General features: G+C 64.6%; 24 protein-coding genes. 13 read left to right on the top strand and 11 right to left on the bottom strand.

Going from position 1 to position 24118, the window contains the following annotated elements; all coding sequences use genetic code 11:
- Positions 1-35: 35 nt before the first annotated feature.
- Entirely contained in the window at positions 36-296 is a 261-nt protein-coding gene (locus tag IVB13_RS12925; protein ID WP_018460310.1) for a hypothetical protein, read from the top strand.
- 306 nt (positions 297-602) lie between these two features.
- Here IVB13_RS12925 and IVB13_RS12920 read toward each other — a convergent pair whose 3' ends face one another.
- The 5 genes from IVB13_RS12920 to IVB13_RS12900 form a co-directional block, all read right to left on the bottom strand.
- Positions 603-2330, bottom strand: coding sequence for a methanol/ethanol family PQQ-dependent dehydrogenase (locus IVB13_RS12920; protein WP_018460311.1), 1728 nt, complete (start codon positions 2328-2330; stop codon positions 603-605).
- Positions 2331-2446: 116 nt separating this feature from the next.
- Positions 2447-3100: a Rieske (2Fe-2S) protein gene (locus IVB13_RS12915; protein ID WP_018460312.1), complete on the bottom strand. Its 654-nt coding sequence runs from the start codon at positions 3098-3100 to the stop codon at positions 2447-2449.
- 264 nt (positions 3101-3364) lie between these two features.
- Complete coding sequence (locus IVB13_RS12910) at positions 3365-3829, bottom strand: group III truncated hemoglobin (protein WP_247295107.1); 465 nt, start codon at positions 3827-3829, stop codon at positions 3365-3367.
- 139 nt (positions 3830-3968) lie between these two features.
- Entirely contained in the window at positions 3969-4820 is an 852-nt protein-coding gene (locus IVB13_RS12905) for a 3-hydroxybutyryl-CoA dehydrogenase (protein WP_018460315.1), read from the bottom strand.
- A gap of 258 nt (positions 4821-5078) precedes the next feature.
- Positions 5079-6557, bottom strand: a complete 1479-nt coding sequence (locus IVB13_RS12900; RefSeq protein ID WP_026233998.1) for an FAD-binding oxidoreductase — start codon at positions 6555-6557, stop codon at positions 5079-5081.
- A gap of 222 nt (positions 6558-6779) precedes the next feature.
- Here IVB13_RS12900 and hisC point away from each other — a divergent pair, with 222 nt between their 5' ends.
- Positions 6780-7832 (top strand): histidinol-phosphate transaminase, encoded by a 1053-nt coding sequence (hisC, locus tag IVB13_RS12895; RefSeq protein ID WP_026233999.1) that lies wholly within the window; start codon positions 6780-6782, stop codon positions 7830-7832.
- Between the two features lie 217 nt (positions 7833-8049).
- Complete coding sequence (locus IVB13_RS12890; protein WP_018460318.1) at positions 8050-8748, top strand: ABC transporter permease; 699 nt, start codon at positions 8050-8052, stop codon at positions 8746-8748.
- Here IVB13_RS12890 and IVB13_RS12885 read toward each other — a convergent pair.
- Complete coding sequence (locus tag IVB13_RS12885) at positions 8722-9531, bottom strand: substrate-binding domain-containing protein (RefSeq protein WP_026234000.1); 810 nt, start codon at positions 9529-9531, stop codon at positions 8722-8724. The genes IVB13_RS12890 and IVB13_RS12885 overlap by 27 nt on opposite strands.
- A gap of 172 nt (positions 9532-9703) precedes the next feature.
- On the opposite strand from IVB13_RS12885, the gene IVB13_RS12880 reads away from it, so the two are divergent.
- Positions 9704-9988 (top strand): hypothetical protein, encoded by a 285-nt coding sequence (locus tag IVB13_RS12880; RefSeq protein ID WP_018460320.1) that lies wholly within the window; start codon positions 9704-9706, stop codon positions 9986-9988.
- Between the two features lie 62 nt (positions 9989-10050).
- Here the strand turns inward: IVB13_RS12880 and IVB13_RS40180 are convergent, their stop codons facing one another.
- A complete protein-coding gene (locus tag IVB13_RS40180) occupies positions 10051-10179 on the bottom strand; it encodes a hypothetical protein (protein WP_018460321.1) in 129 nt (42 codons plus the stop codon).
- 122 nt (positions 10180-10301) lie between these two features.
- Here IVB13_RS40180 and IVB13_RS12875 point away from each other — a divergent pair, with 122 nt between their 5' ends.
- The gene (locus tag IVB13_RS12875; protein ID WP_018460322.1) at positions 10302-11348 is read left to right on the top strand and encodes a hypothetical protein; all 1047 of its coding nucleotides are present in this window, start codon (positions 10302-10304) and stop codon (positions 11346-11348) included.
- 62 nt (positions 11349-11410) lie between these two features.
- Positions 11411-11677 carry a Plug domain-containing protein gene (locus tag IVB13_RS12870; RefSeq protein WP_018460323.1) on the top strand — a complete coding sequence of 89 codons (267 nt, stop codon included), beginning with the start codon at positions 11411-11413 and terminating at the stop codon, positions 11675-11677.
- An 11-nt stretch (positions 11678-11688) separates the two neighbouring features.
- Here IVB13_RS12870 and IVB13_RS12865 read toward each other — a convergent pair whose 3' ends face one another.
- On the bottom strand, positions 11689-13005 hold the full coding sequence (locus tag IVB13_RS12865) for an alpha/beta hydrolase-fold protein (RefSeq protein ID WP_247295114.1): 1317 nt from the start codon (positions 13003-13005) through the stop codon (positions 11689-11691).
- Between the two features lie 49 nt (positions 13006-13054).
- On the opposite strand from IVB13_RS12865, the gene IVB13_RS12860 reads away from it, so the two are divergent.
- On the top strand, positions 13055-13273 hold the full coding sequence (locus IVB13_RS12860; protein ID WP_143273219.1) for a hypothetical protein: 219 nt from the start codon (positions 13055-13057) through the stop codon (positions 13271-13273).
- 7 nt (positions 13274-13280) lie between these two features.
- On the opposite strand, the gene hutU is transcribed toward IVB13_RS12860, so the two are convergent.
- The 3 genes from hutU to hutI are packed head-to-tail and all read right to left on the bottom strand — an operon-like array spanning position 13281 to position 17732.
- On the bottom strand, positions 13281-14948 hold the full coding sequence (hutU, locus tag IVB13_RS12855) for a urocanate hydratase (RefSeq protein ID WP_026234001.1): 1668 nt from the start codon (positions 14946-14948) through the stop codon (positions 13281-13283).
- 13 nt (positions 14949-14961) lie between these two features.
- Entirely contained in the window at positions 14962-16518 is a 1557-nt protein-coding gene (gene hutH / locus IVB13_RS12850) for a histidine ammonia-lyase (protein ID WP_018460325.1), read from the bottom strand.
- Positions 16518-17732, bottom strand: coding sequence for an imidazolonepropionase (hutI, locus tag IVB13_RS12845; RefSeq protein ID WP_247489082.1), 1215 nt, complete (start codon positions 17730-17732; stop codon positions 16518-16520). The genes hutH and hutI overlap by 1 nt, the downstream gene beginning before the upstream one ends.
- An 84-nt stretch (positions 17733-17816) precedes the next feature.
- Here hutI and IVB13_RS12840 point away from each other — a divergent pair, with 84 nt between their 5' ends.
- From IVB13_RS12840 to IVB13_RS12815, 6 genes are all read left to right on the top strand, one after another.
- Complete coding sequence (locus tag IVB13_RS12840) at positions 17817-19175, top strand: formimidoylglutamate deiminase (RefSeq protein WP_018460327.1); 1359 nt, start codon at positions 17817-17819, stop codon at positions 19173-19175.
- Complete coding sequence (gene hutC / locus IVB13_RS12835) at positions 19172-19900, top strand: histidine utilization repressor (RefSeq protein ID WP_018460328.1); 729 nt, start codon at positions 19172-19174, stop codon at positions 19898-19900. The genes IVB13_RS12840 and hutC overlap by 4 nt, the downstream gene beginning before the upstream one ends.
- Before the next feature lie 106 nt (positions 19901-20006).
- The gene (locus IVB13_RS12830; RefSeq protein WP_026234003.1) at positions 20007-20951 is read left to right on the top strand and encodes an ABC transporter substrate-binding protein; all 945 of its coding nucleotides are present in this window, start codon (positions 20007-20009) and stop codon (positions 20949-20951) included.
- A 73-nt stretch (positions 20952-21024) separates the two neighbouring features.
- Positions 21025-21798 (top strand): ABC transporter permease, encoded by a 774-nt coding sequence (locus IVB13_RS12825; protein ID WP_007601313.1) that lies wholly within the window; start codon positions 21025-21027, stop codon positions 21796-21798.
- The gene (locus IVB13_RS12820; RefSeq protein ID WP_018460330.1) at positions 21795-22580 is read left to right on the top strand and encodes an ABC transporter ATP-binding protein; all 786 of its coding nucleotides are present in this window, start codon (positions 21795-21797) and stop codon (positions 22578-22580) included. The genes IVB13_RS12825 and IVB13_RS12820 overlap by 4 nt, the downstream gene beginning before the upstream one ends.
- Entirely contained in the window at positions 22573-23805 is a 1233-nt protein-coding gene (locus IVB13_RS12815; RefSeq protein WP_018460331.1) for a Zn-dependent hydrolase, read from the top strand. Before IVB13_RS12820 ends, IVB13_RS12815 begins: the two co-directional genes overlap by 8 nt.
- Positions 23806-24118 lie beyond the last annotated feature (313 nt).

Below are 24118 nucleotides of genomic sequence, written 5' to 3'. Positions count from 1 at the left end.
CGCGCCGTTTGCATCGATCTGACAGGAGCAGATCGATGACCCATATCCCAAAGGCGCTCGCAGTCTCGTTGCTGTCGAGCGCCTTTCTTTTGACGGCCACTGGCGCATACGCCCAGAGCAACACCACGCCGCCGACAACGGCGACGCGCCCCAGCACGCCGGACCAGAACTCGCTGCCCAACGCCAATGCCACGCCGCCCTCGACCACCCAGACTACCGGACAGCACAATCCCGATCCCAAGGTTCGCGAGATGAACCAGAAGGAAAAGGACAAGGTCGAGCGCGAGGGGAAGTAGCGATCTGAGCATCGGCGTTTTGACATCGCGAATATCGGCTCTACTTCTTCGCCGAAGCGCATCGATGTGCCCTCTTTCCTTGCGGGAGAGGGCAGCGACGCCAGTTGCCACGATCACGCGTGGGTGGGGGGTATGCCTGCGCGGGTCCGCACATTGAGACGCGCGGATAGAACCCCTCATCCGGCGCTTCGCGCCACCTTCTCCCGCAGGGGAAGAAGGGACAACGCCCACGCAAAATGCGGCGGACGTTACCGTCCGCCGCATTTGCCCCCTGACACTCCGCTTCTTTCGATCCGCCAGCGGGGCCTATTTCTTCAGCGCGAACACCCAGATCACGCCGCCCTGCGGCACGTTGGCTTCGATGCCGATATTGTTGGTCACGAGGGCATCCTGGATGCGCTGCGCATCCACGCCCCATCCCGACTGGATCGCGATGTATTGCGTACCGTCGATCTCATAGGACACCGGCATGCCCATGATACCGGAATTGGTCTTCTGCTCCCACAGCAGCTCGCCACTCTTGGCGTTGAAGGCGCGGAAGTTGCGGTCGTTGGTGCCGCCCACGAAGACGAGATCGCCCGCGGTCGCCGTCACCGATCCGAACAGCTGCGATTTCGGGAAGTTGTGTTGCCACATCTTCTTGCCCGTAACGGGGTCCCAGGCCTGGAGCTCGCCGAAATGATCCGCCCCGGGCTTCGTCTTCAGCCCGATGTCCTCCGGCTTGGTGCCGAGCCAGAGTTCGCCGGGCTTGAGCGGAACCTTCTCGCCGGTGAACCCGCCGCAGAAATTCTCGTTGGCGGGCACGTAGACGAGGCCGGTCTTCTGGCTGTAGGCCGCCGAGGGCCAATCCTTGCCGCCCCACAGCGACGGACAGAACTCCACGCGCTTGCCGACCATCGGCTTGTGCGCGGGATCGACGATCGGCCTGCCACTCTCGGCGTCGATGCCCTTCCAGACGTCGGTGGAGACGAACGGCCAACCGGCGACGTAGTTGATCTTGGTCGGCGTGCGCTCGAGTATCCAGAAGATCGCATCGCGTCCCGGATGGACCAGACTCTTGATGTTGCGACCGTCGCGTTGCAGGTCGATCAACATCGGCGCTTCGACCTCATCCCAATCCCAGGAATCGTTCTGGTGATACTGATGATAGGTCTTGATCTTGCCGGTGTTCGGATCGAGCGCGAGCACCGACGAGGTATAGAGATTGTCGCCCGGATGCATCTCGCCGGGCCAGGGCGCGGCGTTGCCTACGCCCCAATAGATCGTCTTGGTGTCCTTGTCGTAATTGCCGGTCATCCAGGCCGAGCCGCCGCCGTTCTTCCAGTCCTCGCCCTGCCAGGTGTCGTGGCCGGGTTCGCCTTCGCCCGGAATCGTATAGGTCCGCCAGAGCTCCTTGCCGTCCTTGGCGTCATAGGCGGCGACATAGCCGCGCACGCCGAACTCGCCGCCGGAGCCGCCCACGATGACCTTGCCGTCGACGATCAGCGGCATCAGGGTCATGTACTGGCCCTTCTTGTAATCCTGAACCTTGGTGTCCCACACCACCTTGCCGGTCTTGGCGTCGAGCGCGACGACATGGTCGTCGGTAGTGGCCAGATAGAGCTTGTCCTCCCAGAGGCCGACGCCGCGACTGGTCGGATGCAACTGGAACAGGTCGTCGGGGAGCTGCCGCTTGTAGCGCCAATATTCGTCGCCGGTCTTGGCGTTCAGCGCGATCACCTGGCCCATCGGGGTCGCCACGAACATCACGCCGTTGTTGACGATCGGCGGCGCCTCGTGACCTTCGACCACGCCGGTCGCGAAAGTCCAGACCGGGGTGAGGTTCTTCACATTCGAGGTGTTGATCTGGTCGAGTGGGCTGTAGCCCTGCCCGTCATAGGTCCGCCGGTAAAGCATCCAGTTGGCGGGCTCCGGGTTTTCCAACCGCTGCGCGGTAACCGGCGCGTAGTTCTCGATCGGGCCTGACATGGCGGCGGTCGATGCAAGACACGTGAAGGCGACAAAGCCGGACAGTAACCATTGCTTCCTGGTCATGGACGTTCCCCTTTTATATCCGTTTGAATTCTTGTTTTGAATTCTTGTCGTTCGTCCCGTCGTCCGCCCATCGGCGGATGCGGCCTCTCGTGACGCGGGCACAACCCGCACGCCCATCATCCCGGCTGCGCGCCACCTACCTTTCCGATGAAGTTCCCGGCGACGCTGAGCGAGCCGTCAGCCAGCGCCAGCGGCAGCGCAGCGAGCCGTCGCGGCGCCGGCCCGAACACGACCTGCGCGCCCGCGCGAGGATCGTATTCGGAGTTGTGGCACATGCATTTGAGCACTTCCTTGTCGCCGACATCGCTCTTCACCCAGGCCGTGACAGGACAGCCGGCATGCGAGCAGATTGCCGAATAGGCGAGGATGCCGTCGACAGCGCGCGCTTTCGTCTGCTCGTCGAGCTCGGTGGGGTCAAGGCGGATGATCAGAATCTCATTGAGGCGCGAGGCGCTGCGCACGACCGATGTCTTCGGATCTTTCGGCCAGGCATGCACCGGCGGTCCGCCGGCCGACAGAGCGGCCGCGGTGACGGGCTTTCCCTCCTGATCGCCTTCGGAGAACACGAGCAGATCGCCCTTCTGAGGCCGTTCGTCGGAGCCGGGCGCATCCTCGCCCGCGTGGACCTGCGTGGAACAGGCGAGGCACGCCGTGGTGGCCAGCGCATTCATCAACAGCGCCCGCCGGGTTTGCTCCGTGCAGGCGTCAGCGTCGGATTCCGCTGTGTTGTCGGAGGATGAAGAGGATGTGTTGAACGATGCACGCGACATGCCCGCAAGCAGGCGCTGGAACTCTGCCGAAAAAAAGGCAAAGATTTTTTCCCGCAGTGCATCACATGGTTATGCTCGCACTGATTGAACGAGAACACGCGCATTTACGCGCATTTTTCTAATTGCAACGTCACGCTACGCGACCGGCATGATGATTTTGCAGATCAGATCAATGCTGCCGGTATTGGTGCAATGCGCCGACGCTCGGCGCCATCGTAGCGCCATCAGCGCGGCTGCGCATTTCTCAGGCAGGCGTTTTGTGTTCTAGGAGCGGAGCACGTGACGCGGCGCAGCGATGCGTCCGGCCAACGTTGCCGACGCCATCTCAAAACTGTCGGCGATGCGGCGCGCCCTGTCGATGAAGAGCGCGGCTGCCGGCGGCGGGCAGACCTCGCGTGCCGTCTGTTCGAACAAATCGAGCCAGCGGTCGAAATGATCCCCGATCAGGTTCAGTGGCATATGCGCCCGCATCGGTGAACCATGGTAGCGGCCGCTCATCAGCACGACCGACGACCAGAAATCCCGGAGCTTGGCCAGATGCTCGTCCCAATTCTGCACGTTCGCGAACACCGGCCCCAGCAGCTCATCCTCGCGGATGCGCCCGTAGAAGCGGGTCACGAGTTCCCCGATCATCTCTTCGGTGATCCCCGTGCGCTCGATTGCATCCTGGGTCAGCAAATTCCGCCGCGCGGTCGCAGCCTCGCGCTCGGCCTTCAGTCGATCCGACATGTCCCTTGTTATCCGTTCCGTTGTTCCCGCACGGCGCCCGTTCGACATTGTCGGGCCGATTGCGCGCGGCGTCTTTGTCGCAGCGCAAATCGCGGGGTCTGGCGGCGAGCACACTCAACGCCCGCCGCCCGCGCCGTTGTCAGGCGCTGTAGGTATAAAAGCCCTGCCCCGTCTTGCGGCCGAGATGGCCGGCATCGACCATTTCCTTGAGCAAGGGGGCCGGACGGTATTTGGGGTCGTTGAAGCCTTTGTAAAAGACCTCCATCACCGACAACATGGTGTCGAGCCCGACGAGATCGGCGAGCGCCAACGGGCCGATCGGATGGTTGCAGCCGAGCTTCATGCCGGCATCGATCTCTTCCGCCGTCGCAATCCCCTCCTGCAGCGCGAAGATCGCCTCGTTGATCATCGGACAAAGGATGCGGTTGACGGCAAAGCCCGGGCTGTTCTTGGCCGTGATCGCCACCTTGCCGACGCGCTTGGCCAAATCGAGCGCCTTGGCGTGGGTGTCGTCGGAGGTCTGCAAGCCGCGGATGAGCTCCAGCAGCGCCATAACTGGAACCGGATTGAAGAAGTGCATGCCGATGAATCGGTCGGGACGGTCGGTCGCCGCGGCGAGCTTCGTGATCGAGATCGACGAGGTGTTCGTGGCGAGCAGCGTGCGTGGCGACAGCGTCGCACAGAGATCCTTCAGGATCTTGACCTTGAGTTCCTCGTTCTCGGTCGCGGCCTCGATGACGAGATCGCAATCGACGAGCTTGGCGCGGTCGGTGGTGCCGGTGATGCGCTTGAGCGTGGCGTCGCGATCGCCCGCCGACATCTTCTCCTTCTTGACCAGGCGCTCGAGGCTGCCGCCAACCGTCGAAATCCCGCGGTTCACCGCCGCATCGGAAATATCGACCATCACGACCGAAAGCCCGGCCGCGGCACAGATCTGCGCGATGCCGTTCCCCATGGTGCCTGCCCCGATGATGCCAACGCTTTGGATCATTGCCTCAAATCCTTCATCCTTGCGGACGTGCCATGCCGGCCCGCCCCTTTGTTCCTGCATCAGGGTCTAGCACCGCCCCCGGGCGGGTGCGACCTGATCCTGTCCCTTCCTTAAAGCATCCAAGGCGGGAATAAAGCCGCCTTTCGGCCGCCACACGGCATGATTTGACGCCCCCGGCTGTTTGGCCCGGCCTATCCGCGGCATCCGTCTCCGTGAGCGCCGAGCGTTCGGGAGCACCGGGCTTGAGGTGGGCACAGCTCAACCGAGACGAAGCACCTTGCCCGGATTCATGATGTTCTTGGGATCGAGCGCCCGCTTGATCGTGCGCATGATGTCGAGCTCGGTCCGGGAACGGTAGTGCTGGAGCTCGTCGAGCTTTTCGATGCCGATGCCATGTTCCGCCGAGATCGAGCCGCCCATGAAGGTGACGAGGTCGTTGACGGCCCGTGTGATCGCCGCGGAATATTGGGAGAGCGTATCGCGGTCCATGCCCTTCGGGCCCATGAAGGAGAAGTGCACATTGCCGTCTCCGATGTGGCCGAGCGGATAGGGGCGGATCGCCGGCAGGATTGCGAGTACGGCCTCGAGACCGCTGTCGATGAACTCGGGAATCCTGGAGACCGCGACCGACACGTCGTAGCTCAAGCCCGGACCTTCGGTGCGCGATGCCTCGGCCACGCTCTCGCGAATCCGCCACATGTTGCGCGACTGCGCTTCGGTTTGCGCGATCACCGCATCCAGCACCCGGCCCGTCTCGAGTTGGTCGGCCAAGAACTGCTCCATCCTGTCCGACATGCCCGTGCCTCCGTCCTGCCGTGGCCGTGCCGATGACCATTCGAGAAGGAGATACCATTCCGTCTCAGCCTTGAGGGGATCCTGGGTGCCGGGAATGTGGCGCAGCACCATGTCGGTGCACGCACGGCTGATGAGCTCACAGGAGCCGACATTGTCATCGGAAGCGGCATGCGCCTCCGACAGAAGGTCGATGGCTGCCTTGGGATCGCGAATTGCGAGCCATGCCGTGCACACGTCTTTCGGCGCCGGCCAGAGTTTCAGCACCGCCTTGGTGATGATGCCGAGCGTCCCTTCGGCGCCCATGAACAGATGCTTGAGGTCATAGCCGGTGTTGTCCTTCTTGAGTGCGCGCAGGCCGTCCCAGATATCGCCGTTAGCCAGCACGACCTCGAGACCCAACACCAGATTTCGCGCATTGCCATAACGCAGCACCTGCACGCCGCCGGCATTGGTGGACAGATTACCCCCGATCATGCACGAGCCCTGAGCACCGAGGCTGAGCGGAAAGAGGCGGTCGTGGCGCGCGGCTGTGTCCTGAAGCGTCTCGAGGATGCAGCCCGCCTCCACAGTCATAGCATAGCCGACGGGATCGATATTCAGCACCTGGTTCATGCGACCAAGCGACAGCACGATGCCGCGGTGCATGGGCCACGGCGTGGCACCGCCCATCAGGCCGGTGTTGCCACCTTGCGGAACGATGGCAATGCCGTTGTCGTAGCAGAGCTTGACGACAGCGGAGACTTCCGCGGTGATGGCCGGACGCACGATCGCCGCGGCCTGCCCCGCCAGCGTGCCGCGCCAGTCGGTCACGAAGGGCAGCTTGTCCTGCTCGTCCACGATCAGGCCTTTGTCGCCGACGATGGCCCGCAAGCGGTCGAGAACGGCTGACGTCACCGGCGCGCTCGGAATCGAGGGGGCGGTGGGAAGGGCTGCACCCGGCATGTGTTCCTCTCTTTTCGGCCGTTGCGCGCCTTGGGGCGCGCCGGCCTTCGTTCTTTTTCATTCTGGGCGGTGGTGCAATGACCCTAGCATAGGGGTCGCGCTTGCGGGAACGTCTCCGGCAGTAAGCCTCGTGCGGATTTGCCTGCAATGCTGAACGCAGGCGCACTTCCACCGGGCTCCCGCATACCCTACTGTGCCCCGATCAAATTCGGATTGGAGCTCATGAGCCGTTTCTGGAGTCCAGTCGTCCACACGCTTTCGCCCTATGTCCCCGGCGAGCAGACCAAGCAGGACGGCATCGTCAAGCTCAATACCAACGAGAATCCCTACCCGCCCTCGCCGCGCGTGCTGGCGGCGATCGCATCGGCCGCGGAGCGGCTGCGCCTTTATCCCGATCCGCGCGCAACGCGCCTGCGCGAGGCCATCGCGGCCCATTGCGATGTGGCGCCCGAGCAAGTGTTCGTCGGCAACGGCTCCGACGAGGTGCTGGCCCACACCTTCCAGGCACTTCTGAAGCACGAACCACCGCTTCTATTCCCCGACGTCACCTACAGCTTCTACCCTGTCTATTGCGGCCTCTATGGAATAACGCATGACGAGGTGCCGCTCGATGCTGCGATGAGGATCGATATCTCCGACTACAGGCGACCATCGAGCGCCATCCTGCTCTGCAATCCGAACGCTCCAACCGGCATCGCCCTTCAGCGCGACGCCATCGCATGGCTGCTCGCCGAACAGCCGGACCGGCTGGTGGTGGTGGACGAGGCCTATGTCGATTTCGGCGCCGAGAGCGCCGTGCCGCTGGTTGCACGCCACGACAATCTGCTGGTTATCCAGACTTTCTCGAAGTCGCGCTCGCTCGCTGGCCTGCGGGTTGGTTTTGCCATCGGCCAACGACCGCTGATCGAAGCGCTGGAACGGGTGAAGGACAGCTTCAACTCCTATCCGCTCGATTGCCTCGCGATCGCCGGCGCCGTCGCCGCGATCGAGGACGACGGCTGGTTCCGAGACACCCGTGCCCGTATCATCGCAAGCCGCGAAACCTTGGCCCGCGATCTCAGACAACTCGGCTTCGATGTGCTGCCGTCGCTCGCCAACTTCGTTTTCGCGCGCCATCGAAGCCGGAGCGGAGCAGATCTCGCGGCAGCGCTTCGCCAGCGTGGCGTTCTGGTCCGGCATTTCGGAAAGCCGCGCATCGAGGACTTTCTGCGCATCACGATCGGAACGGAGGCCGAGTGTGCCCGGCTCGTTGAAGTGCTGCGCGGCTTGATCTGAGCCCCGACCGTCCCCGCATCGGGCAAAAGATGAGGCCGAACGCCACCTCGTACCCATGCCGCGCAAGGCTTTGATTTCCGGTCAAATTCGGGTTACCAAACCGCTCCGCCGCTGCCTTGCACGACGCTGCCCTCAGGGAAATATACGTGAATCACCCCCGCAGTCCCGAAATCGGCGCACCCGAGGCATCGTGGCGGGCGCCGAAGCTCGGGCACGGATGAACGACTTCGCGCGATCCATCGGCGCCGCATTCACACTGATCGGCGAGGCCGACGCAGAGCTTTTGGGCATCGTCGGGCTGTCGGTGCGCGTCAGCCTGACTGCCAGCATCCTCGCGCTTCTGATCGGGGCGCCGTTCGGGGCGCTGCTTGCGATCACCCGGTTCCGTGGGCGGCAGGTCATCATCGTCCTGACCAATGCCTTGCTTGGCCTTCCGCCGGTCGTGGTCGGGCTCGCGCTCTATCTTCTGCTGTCGCGCTCGGGCCCGCTCGGGGCCGCCGGCCTGTTGTTCACGCCGGCGGCCATGGTGGTCGCGCAGACGCTGCTCGCCACACCGATCGTGGTCGCACTGGTGCACCGGCCGGCGAGCCTGCTGTGGGCGGAGTATGGCGACCTCGCACGGATCGACGGGCTGTCAACGCTACGCAGCATCGGCTTGCTGTTCGCGCTGGGCCGGACCTCGCTGCTGACGGCCTTTCTCGCAGCCTTCGGGCGCGCGATCGCCGAGGTCGGCGCCATCCTCATCGTCGGTGGCAATATTCGCGGTTTCACGCGCACGATGACGACCGCGATCGCGCTGGAGACCAGCAAGGGCGACCTGCCGCTGGCGCTCGGGCTCGGGCTGATCCTGCTCGCACTCAGCGTCGCAGTGTCGACCGTCGCCTTCCTGCTAGTGGGACGCGTTGGGGAAAAATAGCTGCTCGCCCCCGACCTTGTAGCCCGCGATGGCCTCCTGCCCCCCAGGAGAGATCAGCCAGTCGACGAAGGCCTGCCCGTCCCGCGCCTTCACGTTCGAATGCTTGGCCGGATTGACCAGCATGACGCCGTACTGGTTGAACAGCCGCTTGTCGCCTTCGGTGAGGACGGCAAGGTCGCCGCGGTTCTTGAATGACAACCAGGTGCCGCGGTCCGACAGCAGATAGGCGTTCGACGACGACGCCATGTTCAGTGCTGGACCCATGCCCTGGCCAATCTCGCGATACCAGCCGTCCTTGGCGGCACCGAGGTCGATGCCTGCCTCCTTCCACAGCCGCAGTTCGGCCGCGTGCGTGCCGGACTTGTCGCCGCGCGAGATGAACGGCGCCTTCACGGCCGCGATCTTGCGCAGCGCCTCGGCCACATCCTTGCCGCCGGCGATCTTGGCGGGATCGCTCTTCGGCCCGACAATGACGAAGTCGTTGTACATGACGTCGAAGCGCTTCACGCCCTCGCCTTCGGACATGAACTTGTCTTCGGCAGGCCTGTCATGGACGAACACGACATCTGCATCGCCGCGCCGCCCGATGTCGAGCGCCTGACCCGTACCGACGGCAACGACCTTCACGTCAACGTCTCTGGCCTTCGAGAACAGCGGCAGCAAGTAACCGAACAGCCCCGACTGTTCCGTCGACGTCGTCGAGGCCACAGTAATGGTGCGCTCCTGTGCGAACGCGATGGTGGACCAGAGCAGAACCGCTCCGAGAGTCATTATCCTTTTCATGCCTCGTCCTTACACAAGATGCTCGATGTTCCAAACTTTACCGTCGATAGAGCTGTACAGGGAACCTCGACAGCGCCGCAATGCGCTTGGTCATGAGCCTCGCGGCGCTCCTAAGTGAGGAACGTCCGCTCCGCGCGCAAGTTGTCGTCAAGGCAACCCAGGAGGAAACCAGATGAAGAAGATCATTTTGGCATCCGCGTGCATCATGGCGCTGGCGACCGGCGGCGCCTTTGCGCAGACACAACCCGCCCCAGGCGCATCCGGCCAGGGCGACGTTGGCCCTTCGTCGCGGGGCCCCGCGACCAAGGGCATGACAACCGGCGCGTCGTCGAACATGCAGAACGAGGCCGCCGACAGCAAGGGCAAGCAGACCCCGTCGGCCGGCGGCAGCAACACCAATAACATGGGCAGCCAGGCCGGCGGCGGCGCTGGCTCCGGCTCCGGCGCCGGAAAGTAGGCCGGTATCGATCGAAAATCCTGGAGAGGGGCGATCGTCCCCTCTCCAGAACCTTTGTGCCGTCAAAGCTTGTCGATGTCATGTGCGAAGGTGTTGGTGTCGAACGAAGCGTATTGGCGGGGCTGCACCTTGGTTACAGTCACGCCGGCTAAATCGCAGCCGCGCGCCCTGAAGGCGTGGATGTTCTGCAATTGGTCCTACCTACATTGACATCAGTGTGACAGCCGGGGATTTTTACATTGCTGGCGAATCAGCGATGGCCTCAAGCCGAGTACCTCTTGGACAACTCCCAGTGCTTTCGAGACTGATATCGTTGCTGCGCCGCATCGCCGCGGTGAAATGGGCGTTCACCCGGCTTCGCCCCGCGCCGCACGGTGGCAGCATCGACGTCACGCCTGACGCAGTAGACGCCTCACCCGCCATTGTTGCAGAAATTGCAGATACGGCTCCGGCTCTCGACACCAGCATCAACGCGGATACGTCGCACTGCGACGTCCCGGTCGCGGCTTCAGCCGCCGAAGACAACACCTCCAGCCCTGTCATCGCGGAGAGCCCGTCGGAAACGCCAGCCGATGTCAGCGGCAGCGACGATTCATCCCAGGAGACGCCGACGGAAGTCGAGCCGATCGTCGTGGAAGTTTCGGTCGCGACTATCGACGTCGTGCGCGAAGCGGTCGACGTCCCCGAACTCATCATCAACAGCGATCCAACTTCCGAACTTTCGGCCGACGTTGAGCCCGTTGTGGCGGAGAAGGCCTCTTCTGTCGATGTCGAGGTCGTCACGGTTGACGCCATCGCTCTGGTCGTCGACGTGGATACTTCCTCGACTCTCGACGACACGTGTGTCGCGTTCGCCGATCGCGACATCTCGCCGGAGCATGTCCCTGAGGATAGCATCGAGAGCGATCCTTCCCCCGGCGCCGCGGAAGACTCCACCGAGACGCTCGGCGTCGTCACAACTATCGAGCCAGCTCCGGCCCTCGTGTCTCCGGCTCCGGAGATCCCGTATGCACCGAAAGCTCGCGTGAGAGCCGCAGAGCCCGCCGACCGCGCCGCGCTAATCCGGCAGCGCTGGGCGGAGACCGGGATCAGGATGTGGAATCCCCGCCTCCACGGCGCCGATGATGCCACGCTGAACATCCAGGGCAGCGTCGGGCTGCTGCCGCCCGCGCCCGGCGAGACGATGCCGCGCTACGACAAGCTGGAATTCCGGATGCTCGGCGGACAGATCGTCTGCGAAGGCGTGATTGTCGAAGCCCCCGCGCATGCAAGCCAGCGCAGTTTTACACGGCTCGCCGAGCCGGGGAAACCCGATCCGGTCCGCGAATTAATGCGGGAACGCCAGGCCGCTCTCGCCTGACCCTTTATTCCAGTGACGAGCAGCCCATATGCTAGGCTAACGCCCTGAATTTGGGAGATCGCATGCCCGCAAGATCGTTGCGACTGGTCGTGATTGTCGTCCTCTGCGTCTCGCAAGGAGCCTTCGCCGCATCCAGTAAACGCCATGCGCCCACGACCGATCAGGCCTCACCCTACAAGGCCGACCGCCTCTCCTTTTCGCGCGGAGAGACGATCCTCAACACGCCCGGCCAGACCACCGTGCTGACGCGAGAGGTCCTCGACGACAAGAACGCGACGAGCCTCAAGGACGCCATGCGCTCGACCGCCGGCGTGACGATCGGGCGCTAGGCTACTTTCGCTCAGGGGATAGGATAGCCCTTCCAGACCCACTCCAGCGCCGACGGCAGCGTCTGCGCGATCGTGGGACGGTCGACGTGCTTGGCGTTGCGGACGAACAGAAACTGATAGTGGTAGCCCTTCTCCGCGAGCACCTTGGCCATCAGCGCGTTGGAGAGGGTCCAGTCGTGCATGCCATCGGGAATGGTGGGGTTCGGATAGAACAGGTCCTGGTCGCCGCCGAAGAACCAGAACCGGATCGGCTTGGTCGGCGCGGCGACGATCAGCGGCAGGCCGGGCGGCTCGGCCGGCGTGAGCACGCCCGCCTTGGAGATGAGATGGGGTGTGGCTGGCCCCGTCCATGCGCTGTGATACTCCCAGGCACCGCCGCGCAGCGACGGGTCGTGCGGCCATTGCTGGTTGACCATGGTCGGCGAGAACGCCAGCACGCGGTGATAGAGATCCGGATAGAACCACGCCATGGTGAAGGCGGCCACACCGCTCGAACTCAGCCCCATGGTCGCACGCCCATCGGGATTTCTGGTCAGCTTGACATCGGCGTTCTTTTCGACCAGCGGCAGCACTTCACGCTCGACGAACTGCGCGTAGGCACCTGACACCGCGTCATATTCGCGGCCACGCTGACTGCCCTGCGCGTCCTGCCCGCCATTGCCGATCTGAATCGCGATCATCGGCGGCACGCGGCGCTGCGCGATCAGATTGTCGAGCGTGACGGCGAGGTCCTTGTAGGCGTTGGAGCCGCCGTCGCCGACCACGATGAACGGCGCCTCGCTGCCGCGCACATATTGCGCCGGCACATAGACGTCGATGGTGCGCGACCAGACGCCGGGATGGCTGGTGGTGACGATCATGTGCGACTTGTCGTCCGGCGCCGTGACGGTCGTCATGATCGAGGAATTGGTGCAGCCGGCGGCGTCATCGCGGATCAGGCCAGGATTGTAGATGGTGCTCTCCTTCGACGACAGCGTGAAGGACTTTGTCGTCCCACGCGGCACGCCCTCCTTCGCGATCGTCTCCGGCGCAGGATTGTGGGTGGGACCGATGATGAAATTGCCCTCGGCACCCGGTGGCGGCAGCGTTCCGTCAGGAAGCTCTGTGGCGCGTGGATAATTGGGATTGGATGGATCGCGCGTCGGAGGCGCCGTCTTGAAGTCAAGACCCGTCGTATCAATGAAGAACGGGCCCGCCTTGTCGGTGGTGTTGGCCCCAGGCGGCACGGCCATGTTCTGGGTGACGCAGGCCGGCTGCGAGAAGGCAATCGAAGTGAAGGAGACGACGGAAATCAGCGTCCCCGCAAGGACGGAGAATGATTTGGTCATTTCAGCTCCCGATACCGACGAGTCTTTCTGGCTCGCCTTGGCGCAAAGTATGACGAGCCGACTGTGCGCGGTCAAACCTCAGCCGGCCGCGTTGCGGCTATGGCCGCCATGCTCAAAACGGGCAGGCACGGTTACTCCAGGCCGGCTGGGATGCGACTTCATCCAGGGCTACTACTTCGCAAAGCCCATGCACGGCGACGCGATCGACGAGTATCTCGCAAAGGAACGCCAGCGCCTCGGCAGCGCCGAAGCCAGGGTCGTGGCCTAAGTCGCGCCTAGCGCAGGCTCGGCAGGTCGAGCCCTTTGTCGCGGGCGCAGTCGATCGCGGTGTCGTAGCCCGCGTCGGCGTGGCGCATGACGCCGCTGGCAGGGTCGTTCCAGAGCACGCGCGCGATCCGCTTCGCCGCTTCCGGCGTACCGTCGGCGACGATCACCATGCCGGCATGCTGGGAATAGCCGATGCCGACGCCGCCACCGTGATGCAGCGACACCCAGGTCGCGCCGCTGGCGCAATTGAGCAGGGCGTTGAGCAAGGGCCAGTCGGACACAGCGTCCGACCCGTCCTTCATCGCTTCGGTTTCGCGGTTGGGGCTCGCCACTGAACCGCTGTCGAGATGATCGCGGCCAATCACGATGGGTGCCTTCAATTCGCCGCGCGCCACCATCTCATTGAAGGCAAGGCCCAGGCGATCGCGATCGCCGAGCCCGACCCAGCAGATCCGCGCCGGCAGGCCCTGGAACTTGATGCGCTCCCTGGCCATGTCGAGCCAATTGTGCAGATGCTTGTCGTCAGGCATCAGCTCCTTGACCTTGGCGTCGGTCTTGAAGATGTCCTCGGGATCGCCCGACAGCGCGGCCCAGCGGAACGGCCCGACGCCGCGGCAGAACAAGGGACGGATATAGGCGGGAACGAAGCCGGGAAAATCGAAGGCATTCTTCAGGCCCATGTCCTGCGCCATCTGGCGAATATTGTTGCCATAGTCGAGGGTCGGAATGCCCAGTGCATGGAAATCCAGCATGGCCTGGACGTGCTCAACCATCGAGGTCTTCGAGGCGCGCTCCACGGCCTTGGGGTCGGCAGCGCGCTTGGCTTCCCACTCGGCGAGCGTCCAGCCCTTCGGCAAATAGCCGTTGATCGGATCGTGCGCGCTGGTCTGATCGGTGACGATGTCGGGCCTGACGCCACGGCGGACCAGCTCGGGAAAAATCTCCGCGGCATTGCCGAGCAGGCCGACCGAGACCGCCTTCTTCGTCTTCGCTGCGTCGGCCATGATCGCAAGCGCCTCGTCCAGCGTTGCGGCCTGGCGATCGAGATACCCGGTGCGCAGACGCATCTCGATGCGGCTCGGCTGGCATTCGACCGCCAGCATCGAGGCCCCGGCCATGGTCGCAGCCAGCGGCTGCGCGCCGCCCATGCCGCCGAGACCGGCCGTCAGAATCCATTTGCCGGCGAGGCTGCCGCCATAGTGGCGGCGGCCAACTTCAACGAAGGTTTCGTAGGTGCCCTGCACGATGCCCTGGCTGCCGATATAGATCCAGGAACCCGCCGTCATCTGGCCGTACATCATCAGGCCCTTGCGATCGAGCTCGTTGAAATGATCGAGCGTCGCCCAGTGCGGCACGATGTTGGAATTCGCGATCAGGACGCGCGGCGCGTCGGCATGAGTGCGGAACACGCCAACCGGCTTGCCGGACTGGACCAGCAGCGTCTGGTCGTCCTCGAGCTCGCGCAGCGAAGCAACGATCCGGTCAAAGCTCTCCCAGTCGCGCGCGGCGCGGCCGATGCCGCCATAGACGACGAGCTCGCTCGGACGTTCTGCAACGTCGGGATCGAGATTGTTCATGAGCATGCGCAAGGGAGCTTCGGTCAACCAGCTCTTGGCGCTGATTTCGCTGCCGCGGGGCGCGCGGATGGTGCGGTCGTTGTCCAGTCGGCGGTTCATGCGGAACACCTCGTCAGGCAAGTGTCGGAAACGGGTCAGTTGACAGTACGGCGAGCGCCGCAGCCGGCAGCGCGTCGGCTTCGACCAGCGCTGCAGCCCTGGCGAGATCGCCGGCCATGTAGCGGTCGGCGCCGAGCTGCGGCACCTGCTCGCGCAGTGCGGCGATGACGGCGGCGAGCGGCGCGCTGGTCGCATGCGGCGCGCGCAGCGTGATGCCTTGGGCGGCGACCAGCAGCTCAATGCCCAGGATGGTGGCGAGATTGTCCGCCATGTCAGACAGGCGCCGTGCAGCATGCGCGGCCATCGAGACATGGTCTTCCTGGTTGGCGCTGGTCGGCGTCGAATCGATCGAGCACACGGCCGCGCGCTGCTTGTTCTCGGCATAGAGTGCGGCCGCCGTCACCTCGGCGATCATGAAGCCGGAATTGATACCGGGATCGGGAGTGAGGAACGGCGGCAGGCCGAAATTGAGCGCGGGATCGACCAGCGTCGCGATGCGCCGCTCGCTGATCGCACCGATTTCCGACAGCGCCAGCGCGATGGTATCCGCGGCAAAAGCCACCGGTTCGGCATGGAAGTTGCCGCCGGAGACGATCTCGCCGGTCTCGACCAGGACAAGCGGATTATCGGTGACGGCATTGGCCTCGATAATCAGCGTCCGCGCCGCCTGCAGGATCAGGTCGAGCGCCGCGCCTGCGACCTGCGGCTGGCAGCGCAGGCAATAGGGGTCCTGCACGCGCTCGTCGCCTTCGAGATGCGACAGGCGGATGTCGCTGCCGTCGAGCAGCGCCATCAAGGTTGCCGCGGCCGCGATCTGTCCCGAATGGCCGCGCAGCGCCTGGATTTCGGGGCGGAACGGCGCCGTCGAAGCCATCGCGGCATCGACCGACAGCGCGCCGGTGACGAGCGCGGCGCGGGCCAGGCGAAATGCGCGCAGCACGCCGGAGACGGCGTAGGCAGTGGAGAATTGCGTGCCGTTGATCAGCGCGAGCCCTTCCTTGGGACTGAGCGTCAGTGGCGGTAGGCCGGCTGCGGCGAGCGCGTCGCTGCCTGATACGCTCTTGCCGTCGACGAACGCCTGTCCTTCGCCGATCATCACAGCGGTCATATGCGCGAGCGGCGCGAGATCGCCAGAAGCACCGACCGAACCCTGCTGCGGCACCAGCGGTGAGACGCGCCGCGCCAGCATGGCCTGCAGCTGCTCGATCACCTCGCGGCGCACGCCGGAAGCACCGCGCCCGAGCGAGATGATCTTCAGCGCCATCATCAGCCGGACAATCGGCTCGGGCGTCGCCGCACCGACGCCGCAGCAATGCGAGACGATGAGATTGCGCTGGAGCAGCGCGGTCTGGTCAGGTGGAATCCGCTTCGACGCCAGCTTCCCGAAGCCGGTGTTGATCCCGTACACGGGGACGTCGGCTCGCGCAGCCCTTGCAACGATCCCCGCGGCCGCGTCGACGCGCGGCCAGAACGAGGGATCGAGAACGACAGATGCGCCTTCGAGCACGCGCGCGAGATCGTCGAGGCTAACCGTTCCCGGCTTGACGACGATCGCTGTGCTCTCCTCCATCACTGTCCCCTCCACACCCGGCGGTGAAGCGGATTGAAGCCGATACGGTACACCAGCTCGGCGGGGCGATCGATGTCCCAGATCGCAAGGTCGCACCATTTGCCGGCCTCTAACGTGCCGGTATCATTGAGCACGCCGAGCGCTCGCGCGCCTTCGCGGGTGACACCCACAAGGCACTCGGCCACATTCATCCGGAACAGCGTCGCGCCCATGTTCATGGCGAGCAGCAGCGAGGTCAGCGGCGAGCTGCCCGGATTGCAGTCGGTCGCGAGCGCCATGGCAACGCCGTGCTTGCGGAACGCCTCGACCGGCGGTTTTTGCGTCTCGCGGATGAAGTAGAAGGCGCCGGGCAGAAGCACGGCCACCGTTCCGGCCTTCGCTATCGCCGCTGCACCGGCTTCGTCGGTGTGCTCGAGGTGATCGGCCGAGAGCGCCGAGAATTTTGCGGCGAGCGCAGCCCCGCCGAGGTTCGAGAGCTGGTCAGCATGCAGCTTAACCGGAAGTCCGAGCCGCCTCGCCGTCTCGAACACCCGCCCCGTCTGCTCGCCGGAAAATGCGATCCCCTCCATGAAGGCATCGACGGCATCGGCGAGGCCCGCCTTCGCGACCGCCGGCAACATCTCCCTGCAGACGAGATCGATGTAGCGATCCTTGTCGCCATCGGCCTCTGGCGGCAGCGCATGCGCGCCGAGAAACGACGTGCGGATCGCGACCGGCCGCTGACGGCCCAGGCTTCGCGCGGCGGCCAGCTGCCGCATCTCGGTCTCGGTGTCCAAGCCGTAGCCGGACTTGATCTCGACCGTGGTGGCACCCTCGGCAATCAGCGCATCGAGCCGCGGCAGCGCGTGTGCTACGAGCTCGGCCTCGCTTGCCTTGCGCGTCGCGGCCACTGTCGAGACGATACCGCCGCCGGCGCGCGCGATCTCTTCGTAGCTCGCGCCCTTCAGGCGCAGCTCGAACTCATGGGCGCGGTTACCGCCATAGACCAGATGGGTGTGACAGTCGACGAGACCGGGCGTGATCCAGCGCCCTCCGCAATCGATCCGGTCGGCTGCATCGGCGCTCGCCGGAAAATCGGTCTGCGAACCCGCATAAGCGATACGGCCGCCGAGCGCGGCGATCACGCCGTGCTCGATCTCACCGAGATCGGGACCATCGGCCCGCATCGTGGCGAGCCGGGCGTTATGCCAGATCCGGTCGAAGCGTTCTGCCATGCAACTGTCCCTTCGCGTGGGATGCTTGACTTATATGTCTAGACATATAATCGTGTCGCGGTTCTGTCCAGCCGGCATGGAAACATGACACGACTGCATTTCGCCTCCGCGCTCCTGCCCTCGGGCTGGGCCAATGACGTGCAGGTGGTGATCACCGCCGGCGCGATCGCCGAGGTGACGCCGGGCATGGCGCCGGTCTCCGGCGATGAACGCCACGACATCGCGTTTCCGGGACTTGCGAGCCTGCACAGCCACGCTTTCCAGCGCGGCATGGCGGGTCTCGCGGAACTGCGCGGCGATAGCACCGACACCTTCTGGACCTGGCGCGAGACGATGTACCGCTTCGCGCTGGCGATGACGCCTGACGACGTCGCAGCGGTCGCGACACTGCTTTATGTCGAGATGTTGGAGCAGGGTTTTACCCGCGTCGGCGAATTCCATTATCTGCATCATGATCGCGACGGCTCGCCCTACGCCGACATCGGCGAAATGGCCGCACGCATCGCGCAGGCCGCCGAAGCTTCGGGTATTGCGCTGACGCTGCTGCCGAGTTTTTATGCGCATGGCTCATTTGGGGGCGCAGCACCGCATGCCGGCCAGCGCCGCTTCATCTGTACGGTTGATCAATTTTCCGCACTGATGGCTGCCTCGCGCAAGGCGATTGAACGACTGCCGGGCGCGAATATCGGCATCGCGCCGCACAGTTTGCGCGCGGTGACGCCGGCCGAGCTTGCACCGATCATTCCACTCGCGGAGGGCGGCCCGGTGCACATTCATGCCGCCGAGCAGGTGAAGGAAGTCGAGGATTGCCTGGCGTGGTCCGGACGACGTCCGGTGCAATGGTTGCTGGAGCACGCACCCGTCGATCAACGCTGGTGCCTCATTCACGCCACCCACACCACGGACGAGGAAGTCCGCGCCTTCGCTAGGACCGGTGCGGTCGCCGGCCTCTGCCCCATCACCGAGGCAAGCCTTGGTGATGGCATTTTCCCGGCGCGCGAATTCGTCGGTGCCGGCGGTGCCTTTGGCGTCGGCACGGATTCCAATGTGCTGGTCGGCGTCGCCGACGAGCTGCGTCAGCTCGAATATGGCCAACGGCTCAAGCACCGTGAACGCAACGTGCTCTCTGCCGGCGCAGGCCGCTCGACGGGACGCGCCCTGTTCGATCATGCGCTTGCAGGCGGTGCGCGGGCACTAGCCCAGATGTCAGTCGGTCTGACGCCAGGTGCACGCGCCGACATCGTCACGCTCGACATCACGCATCCCTCGCTGGCGGGGCGCGCGCGCGATGCCGCCATCGACGGCTGGATCTTCGCTGGGGGCAACGGCGCGATCGATTGCGTCTGGGCCGGCGGCGACAAGGTCGTCGAAGGCGGGCGGCACAGACTGCGCCAGGCCGCGCGCGAACACTTCAACGCATCGGTGCGGAGGCTCGTCGCATGAGCCTCGCCACAGATGCCGGCGACAAGCCGACGCTCTACAAGCGGATCCGCGCCGATATCGAGAAGCGCATTCTGACCGGCGAGTGGCCGCCCGGGCATCGCATCCCGTTCGAGCACGAACTGGTGGCGCGTTACGGCTGCTCGCGCATGACCGTGAACAAGGCGCTGTCGGAGCTCGCGCAAGCCGACCTGATCGAGCGGCGGCGACGTGCCGGCTCCTTCGTGCGACGCCCGCAACATCAATCCGCCGTGCTCAAGATCGCCGACATGCGCGCCGAGATCACCGCGCTCGGGCGCGCTTACGGCTACGAGCTGATCGGCCGCAAGCTCCGCGCCGCAACGGCTGCCGACCGCGACCGCCTCGGCGTCAAGAAGGCCGGCAAGGTCGTCGCGATCACCTGCCGCCACAGCGCCGACAACGTGCCGTTCGCCGTCGAGGACCGGCTGATCGATCTCGCGTCGGTGCCGGATGCGGCGGCCGCGGATTTTTCGCGTGAGCCGCCCGGCTCGTGGCTGCTTCACCATGTGCCATGGACAGAGGCCGAGCATACGATCAGCGCTATCGTTGCGGACGATCGCACGGCCGAAGCGCTCGACATCGCCGTCGGCGCGCCCTGCCTCGTGATCGACCGCTATACCTGGCGCAGCGCGCGCACGATCACCGCCGTGCGGCTGCTCTATCCCGGTGACTCTCACCGCCTTGTCGCCCGATTCAAGGGAGGCTGAGAGGACGATGTCGGCACAAATCGTGCAAAGCTTCGGGCAACGGTCCGCGAGGACCGACCAAGATCAACAGGACGTCAATCCATCGATCGGCAAGAGGACGACAATCATGCGTAGTTCGAAAGTATTTGCGGCAGTCATTGCACTTGCGGTCTCCACCCCCGTGCTCGCCGACGACGTCAAGGTCGGCGTCGGCATTTCCGGATGGACCGGGTTCGCGCCGCTGACGCTGGCGAAGGAAGCCGGCATTTTCAAGAAGAACGGCCTCGACGTCACCATCAAGAAGATTCCGCAGAAGGATCGCCATCTCGCGATCGCGTCCGGCGACGTCCAGTGCGCGGCGACCACCGTGGAGACCTGGATCTCCTGGAACGCCAACGGCGTCGCGACCAAGCAGATCTTCCAGCTCGACAAGAGCTACGGCGCCGACGGCATGGCCGTGCGCAACGAGCTTGCCGCGATCAAGGATCTGAAGGGCAAGACGGTTGCTGCTTCCGCGCCCGGTACCTCGCCCTATTTCGCGCTGGCCTGGATGCTCAAGAAGAACGGCTTGTCGGTGAAGGACGTCACTGTCGTGAACCTCGAGCCGGCGGCGGCGGCACAGGCCTTTGTCTCCGGCCAGAACGATGCCGCGATGACCTATGAGCCGTATCTGTCGACGGTTCGTGCCGCCCCCGACAAGGGCAAGATCATCGCGACCACGCTCGACTATCCGATGGTCATGGACACGTTCGGCTGCACGCCGAAATTCCTCACCGAGAACCCGAAGGCCGCCAAGGCGCTCGCCGACAGCTATTTCGAGGCCCTCGACATGATCGCCAAGGACCAGGCCAAGGCCTACGAGATCATGGGTGCCGACGTGAAGCAGAGCGGCGAGGCGTTCGGCAACTCGGCAAAATATCTGCGCTGGCAGGACAAGGCCGCGAACCAGAAATTCTTCGCCGGCGATTTCCTGACCTTCAACAAGGAGGCCGCCGACCTCCTGCTCGAGATCGGGATCATCAAGGCCGCGCCGAAGGTCGAGGATCTCTTCGACGCCAGCTATATCAAGTAAATCTCCCAGGAGCCGCCGGCCCCGTCTCGCCGCGGGGCCGGCAAACTTGTTCACCGCCCGGATAGACAGTTTGATGCGTCCCCTCGATCCCGTGACGTCAAGGCAGCGCGTGGCTTACGGCCTTGCGTTCTTCGTGGTGTTCGTAGCCCTCTGGTCCTGGGCGACCTTCGGCGGCCATGTGTCGAAGGTGTTCCTCGCCAACCCGCTGACCATGGTGCAGGAAGGCGTCGATCTGATCATCAAACAGGGCTTCCTGTTCGACATCGGCATGACGATCTGGCGCGTCGTCGGCGGCTTCGTGCTGGCCGCAATCATCGCGGTGCCGTTCGGCGTGCTGATGGGCGCGTACAAGCCGGTCGAGGCCTTCCTCGAACCGTTCGTTTCCTTTGCGCGCTATTTGCCGGCCTCCGCCTTCATTCCCCTCCTGATCCTGTGGGCAGGCATCGGCGAGCTGCAGAAGCTGCTCGTCATCTTCATCGGCTCGGTGTTCCAGATCATCCTGATGATCGCGGTGACCGTCGGCACCACGCGGCGCGACCTGGTCGAGGCGGCCTATACGCTGGGAGCCAGCGACCGCGGCATCATCCGCCGCGTGCTGTTGCCCTCTTCCGCGCCGGAGATCGCCGAGATCCTGCGGCTGGTGCTGGGCTGGGCCTGGACCTATGTCATCGTCGCCGAACTGATCGGCTCCTCCTCCGGCATCGGCCACATGATCACCGACAGCCAGGCGCTGCTCAACACCGGCCAGATCATCTTCGGCATCATCGTGATCGGGCTGATCGGCCTCGTCTCGGACTTCCTGTTCAAGGCGTTCAACGCGTGGCTGTTTCCCTGGAGGCTCGCATGACGATCCTCAAGATCGAACAGGTCTCGCGAACTTTTCCCGCGCGCCACGGCAACGCGCCAACGAGGGCGCTGGAGCCGACCGACCTTGTGATCGGCAACAACGACTTCGTCACCATCCTCGGCCCTTCCGGCTGCGGCAAGTCCACGCTGCTTCGCATCGTCGCCGGCCTCGATCGCCCGACCGGCGGACGTGTGGTGCTCGACGGACGCGAGGTGACTGGCCCGGGCGCCGACCGCGGCATGGTGTTCCAGTCCTACACGCTGTTTCCCTGGCTGACGGTGCGCGAGAACATCGCCTTCGGCCTTCGCGAGCGCGGCGTGCCCGAGGTGGAGCGAAACAAGGTCGCCGATGCCTTCATCCGCCAGGTCGGTTTGTCCGGCTTTGAGAACCATTGGCCAAAGCAGCTCTCCGGCGGCATGCAGCAGCGCACCGCGATCGCGCGCGCGCTCGCCAATGATCCCAAGATCCTGCTGCTCGACGAGCCCTTCGGCGCGCTCGACAACCAGACGAGAGCCCTGATGCAGGAAATGCTGCTCGGGATCTGGGAGCGCGACCAGAAGACCGTGCTGTTCGTGACCCACGACATCGAGGAAGCGATCTTCCTCGGCAGCCGCGTCATCGTCATGAGCGCGCGTCCCGGCCGCATCAAGGCCGAGATCAATGTGGACCTGCCGCATCCGCGCTCCTACAAGATCAAGACCACGCCCGAATTTGTGCAGTTGAAGGAACGGCTGGTCGAGGAGATCCGCACCGAGGCGTTGAAGGTTGCCGAGCATGCCTAACACCTTTTCACGCGCAAACGGCGAGCGCGTTCTCGCCGATCTCAATGCGCTCCGTGCCATTGGCGCGTACAAGACCGGCGTGCACAAGCCGACCTTCTCCGAGCCGCACAAGCTTTCGCTGGATTGGCTGGTGCAGAAGCTGCCCGACGCAGGCCTCTCCGCCGCGATCGACGGCATCGGCAATGTCTTTGGCACCAGCGCAAAGTCGGGACCCAAGCTGCTCGCGGGATCGCACCTCGAAAGCCAGAACTACGCCGGCTGGCTCGACGGCCCGCTCGGGGTCGTCTACGCGCTCGAAGCGGCCCGCGTGCTCAATGCCGATCCCTCGCTCGAAGGCGCGGTCGAGGTTGCCGCCTGGTGCGACGAGGAAGGACACTTTGGACACTTTCTCGGTTCGCGCTCCTATGTCGGCCAATTGACCGAGACCGACATCGATGCCGCACGCGACCGCACCAGCGGCCGCACCATGCGGGCCGCACTTGCCGACATGGGGCTCGCAGGACGACCACGCATCGCCGCCGAGCCGGGCCGGCACGTCGGATATCTGGAAGCCCATATCGAGCAGGGCGACACGCTCGAAAGCGGTCGCCTTGCGATCGGCGTCGTCACCTCCATCGTCGGCATCTGGCAATACCAGATCAATTTCGTCGGTGAACAGAATCACGCCGGCACGACCCGCATGGCTGCACGGAAGGATGCCGGGCTGGCGCTGGCAAAGTTCTGCGTCGCGATCGACAAGCGTTTCCCCGAGAGCTGCGGCCTGCGCACGGTCTGGACCACCGGCCGCATCACGCTCGATCCGGGCGCACCGAGCATCATTCCGGGTGCGGCCGAAATGCTGTTCCAGATCCGCGACGACGATCCTTCCGTCGTCGCACGGCTGGAAGAACTGCTGCGGAGCATGGCGGACGAGGTCAGCGCGAACGGCCCCTGCACCGTCACCGTGGACAAACTGCGCACCGGTGCGCCGGCCATGATGAACGCGGGCATCCAGGACGCGATCGAAGCCGCGAGCAAGGCCCTGGCCGGCGGACGGTCCATCCGCATGCCCAGCGGCGCCGGCCACGACGCGCAGATGCTGGCGACAATCATGCCCGCGGGCATGCTGTTCGTACCGTCGATCGGCGGCATCAGTCATCACTGGACCGAGAACACCGCCGACGTCGACATCGTCACCGGCGCCCAGGTGTTTGTCGACGCTTGCCAGCGGATACTCGGCGGCTAGAACGATTACAGACACAGCTTCGCATCCTCGCGGCGTGTTTCGCCCGAGCTTTGCTTCGTCGCTTCACCCTCTTGTCCAAGAGGGCGCAGGGAAGGCCGGGTGCCGGCTGGCACCCGCGGTCCGCTGCGCGAAAAGCACACGCAGAGAGAACCGCACAGCAGCATACAGGTGTAGCCAATCACTCGGCCTTCCCTGCGCGATGGTTGGACGGCTTATGCCGTGCTCTCCCGGGAGCCGAGTTCTCTTTGGCCTCCCTCGCCCCAACGAAAGTCACCGGCACCGCGCCGGTTGACGCAGATGCCGCATTCGCCAG

Origin of the sequence: Bradyrhizobium sp. 17 (assembly GCF_023073515.1) — a bacterium.
Classification (GTDB): Bacteria; Pseudomonadota; Alphaproteobacteria; order Rhizobiales; family Xanthobacteraceae; genus Bradyrhizobium; species Bradyrhizobium canariense_D.
The sequence above is the reverse complement of the archived record's forward strand: the minus strand, read 5'-3'. Positions and strand labels throughout refer to the sequence as shown.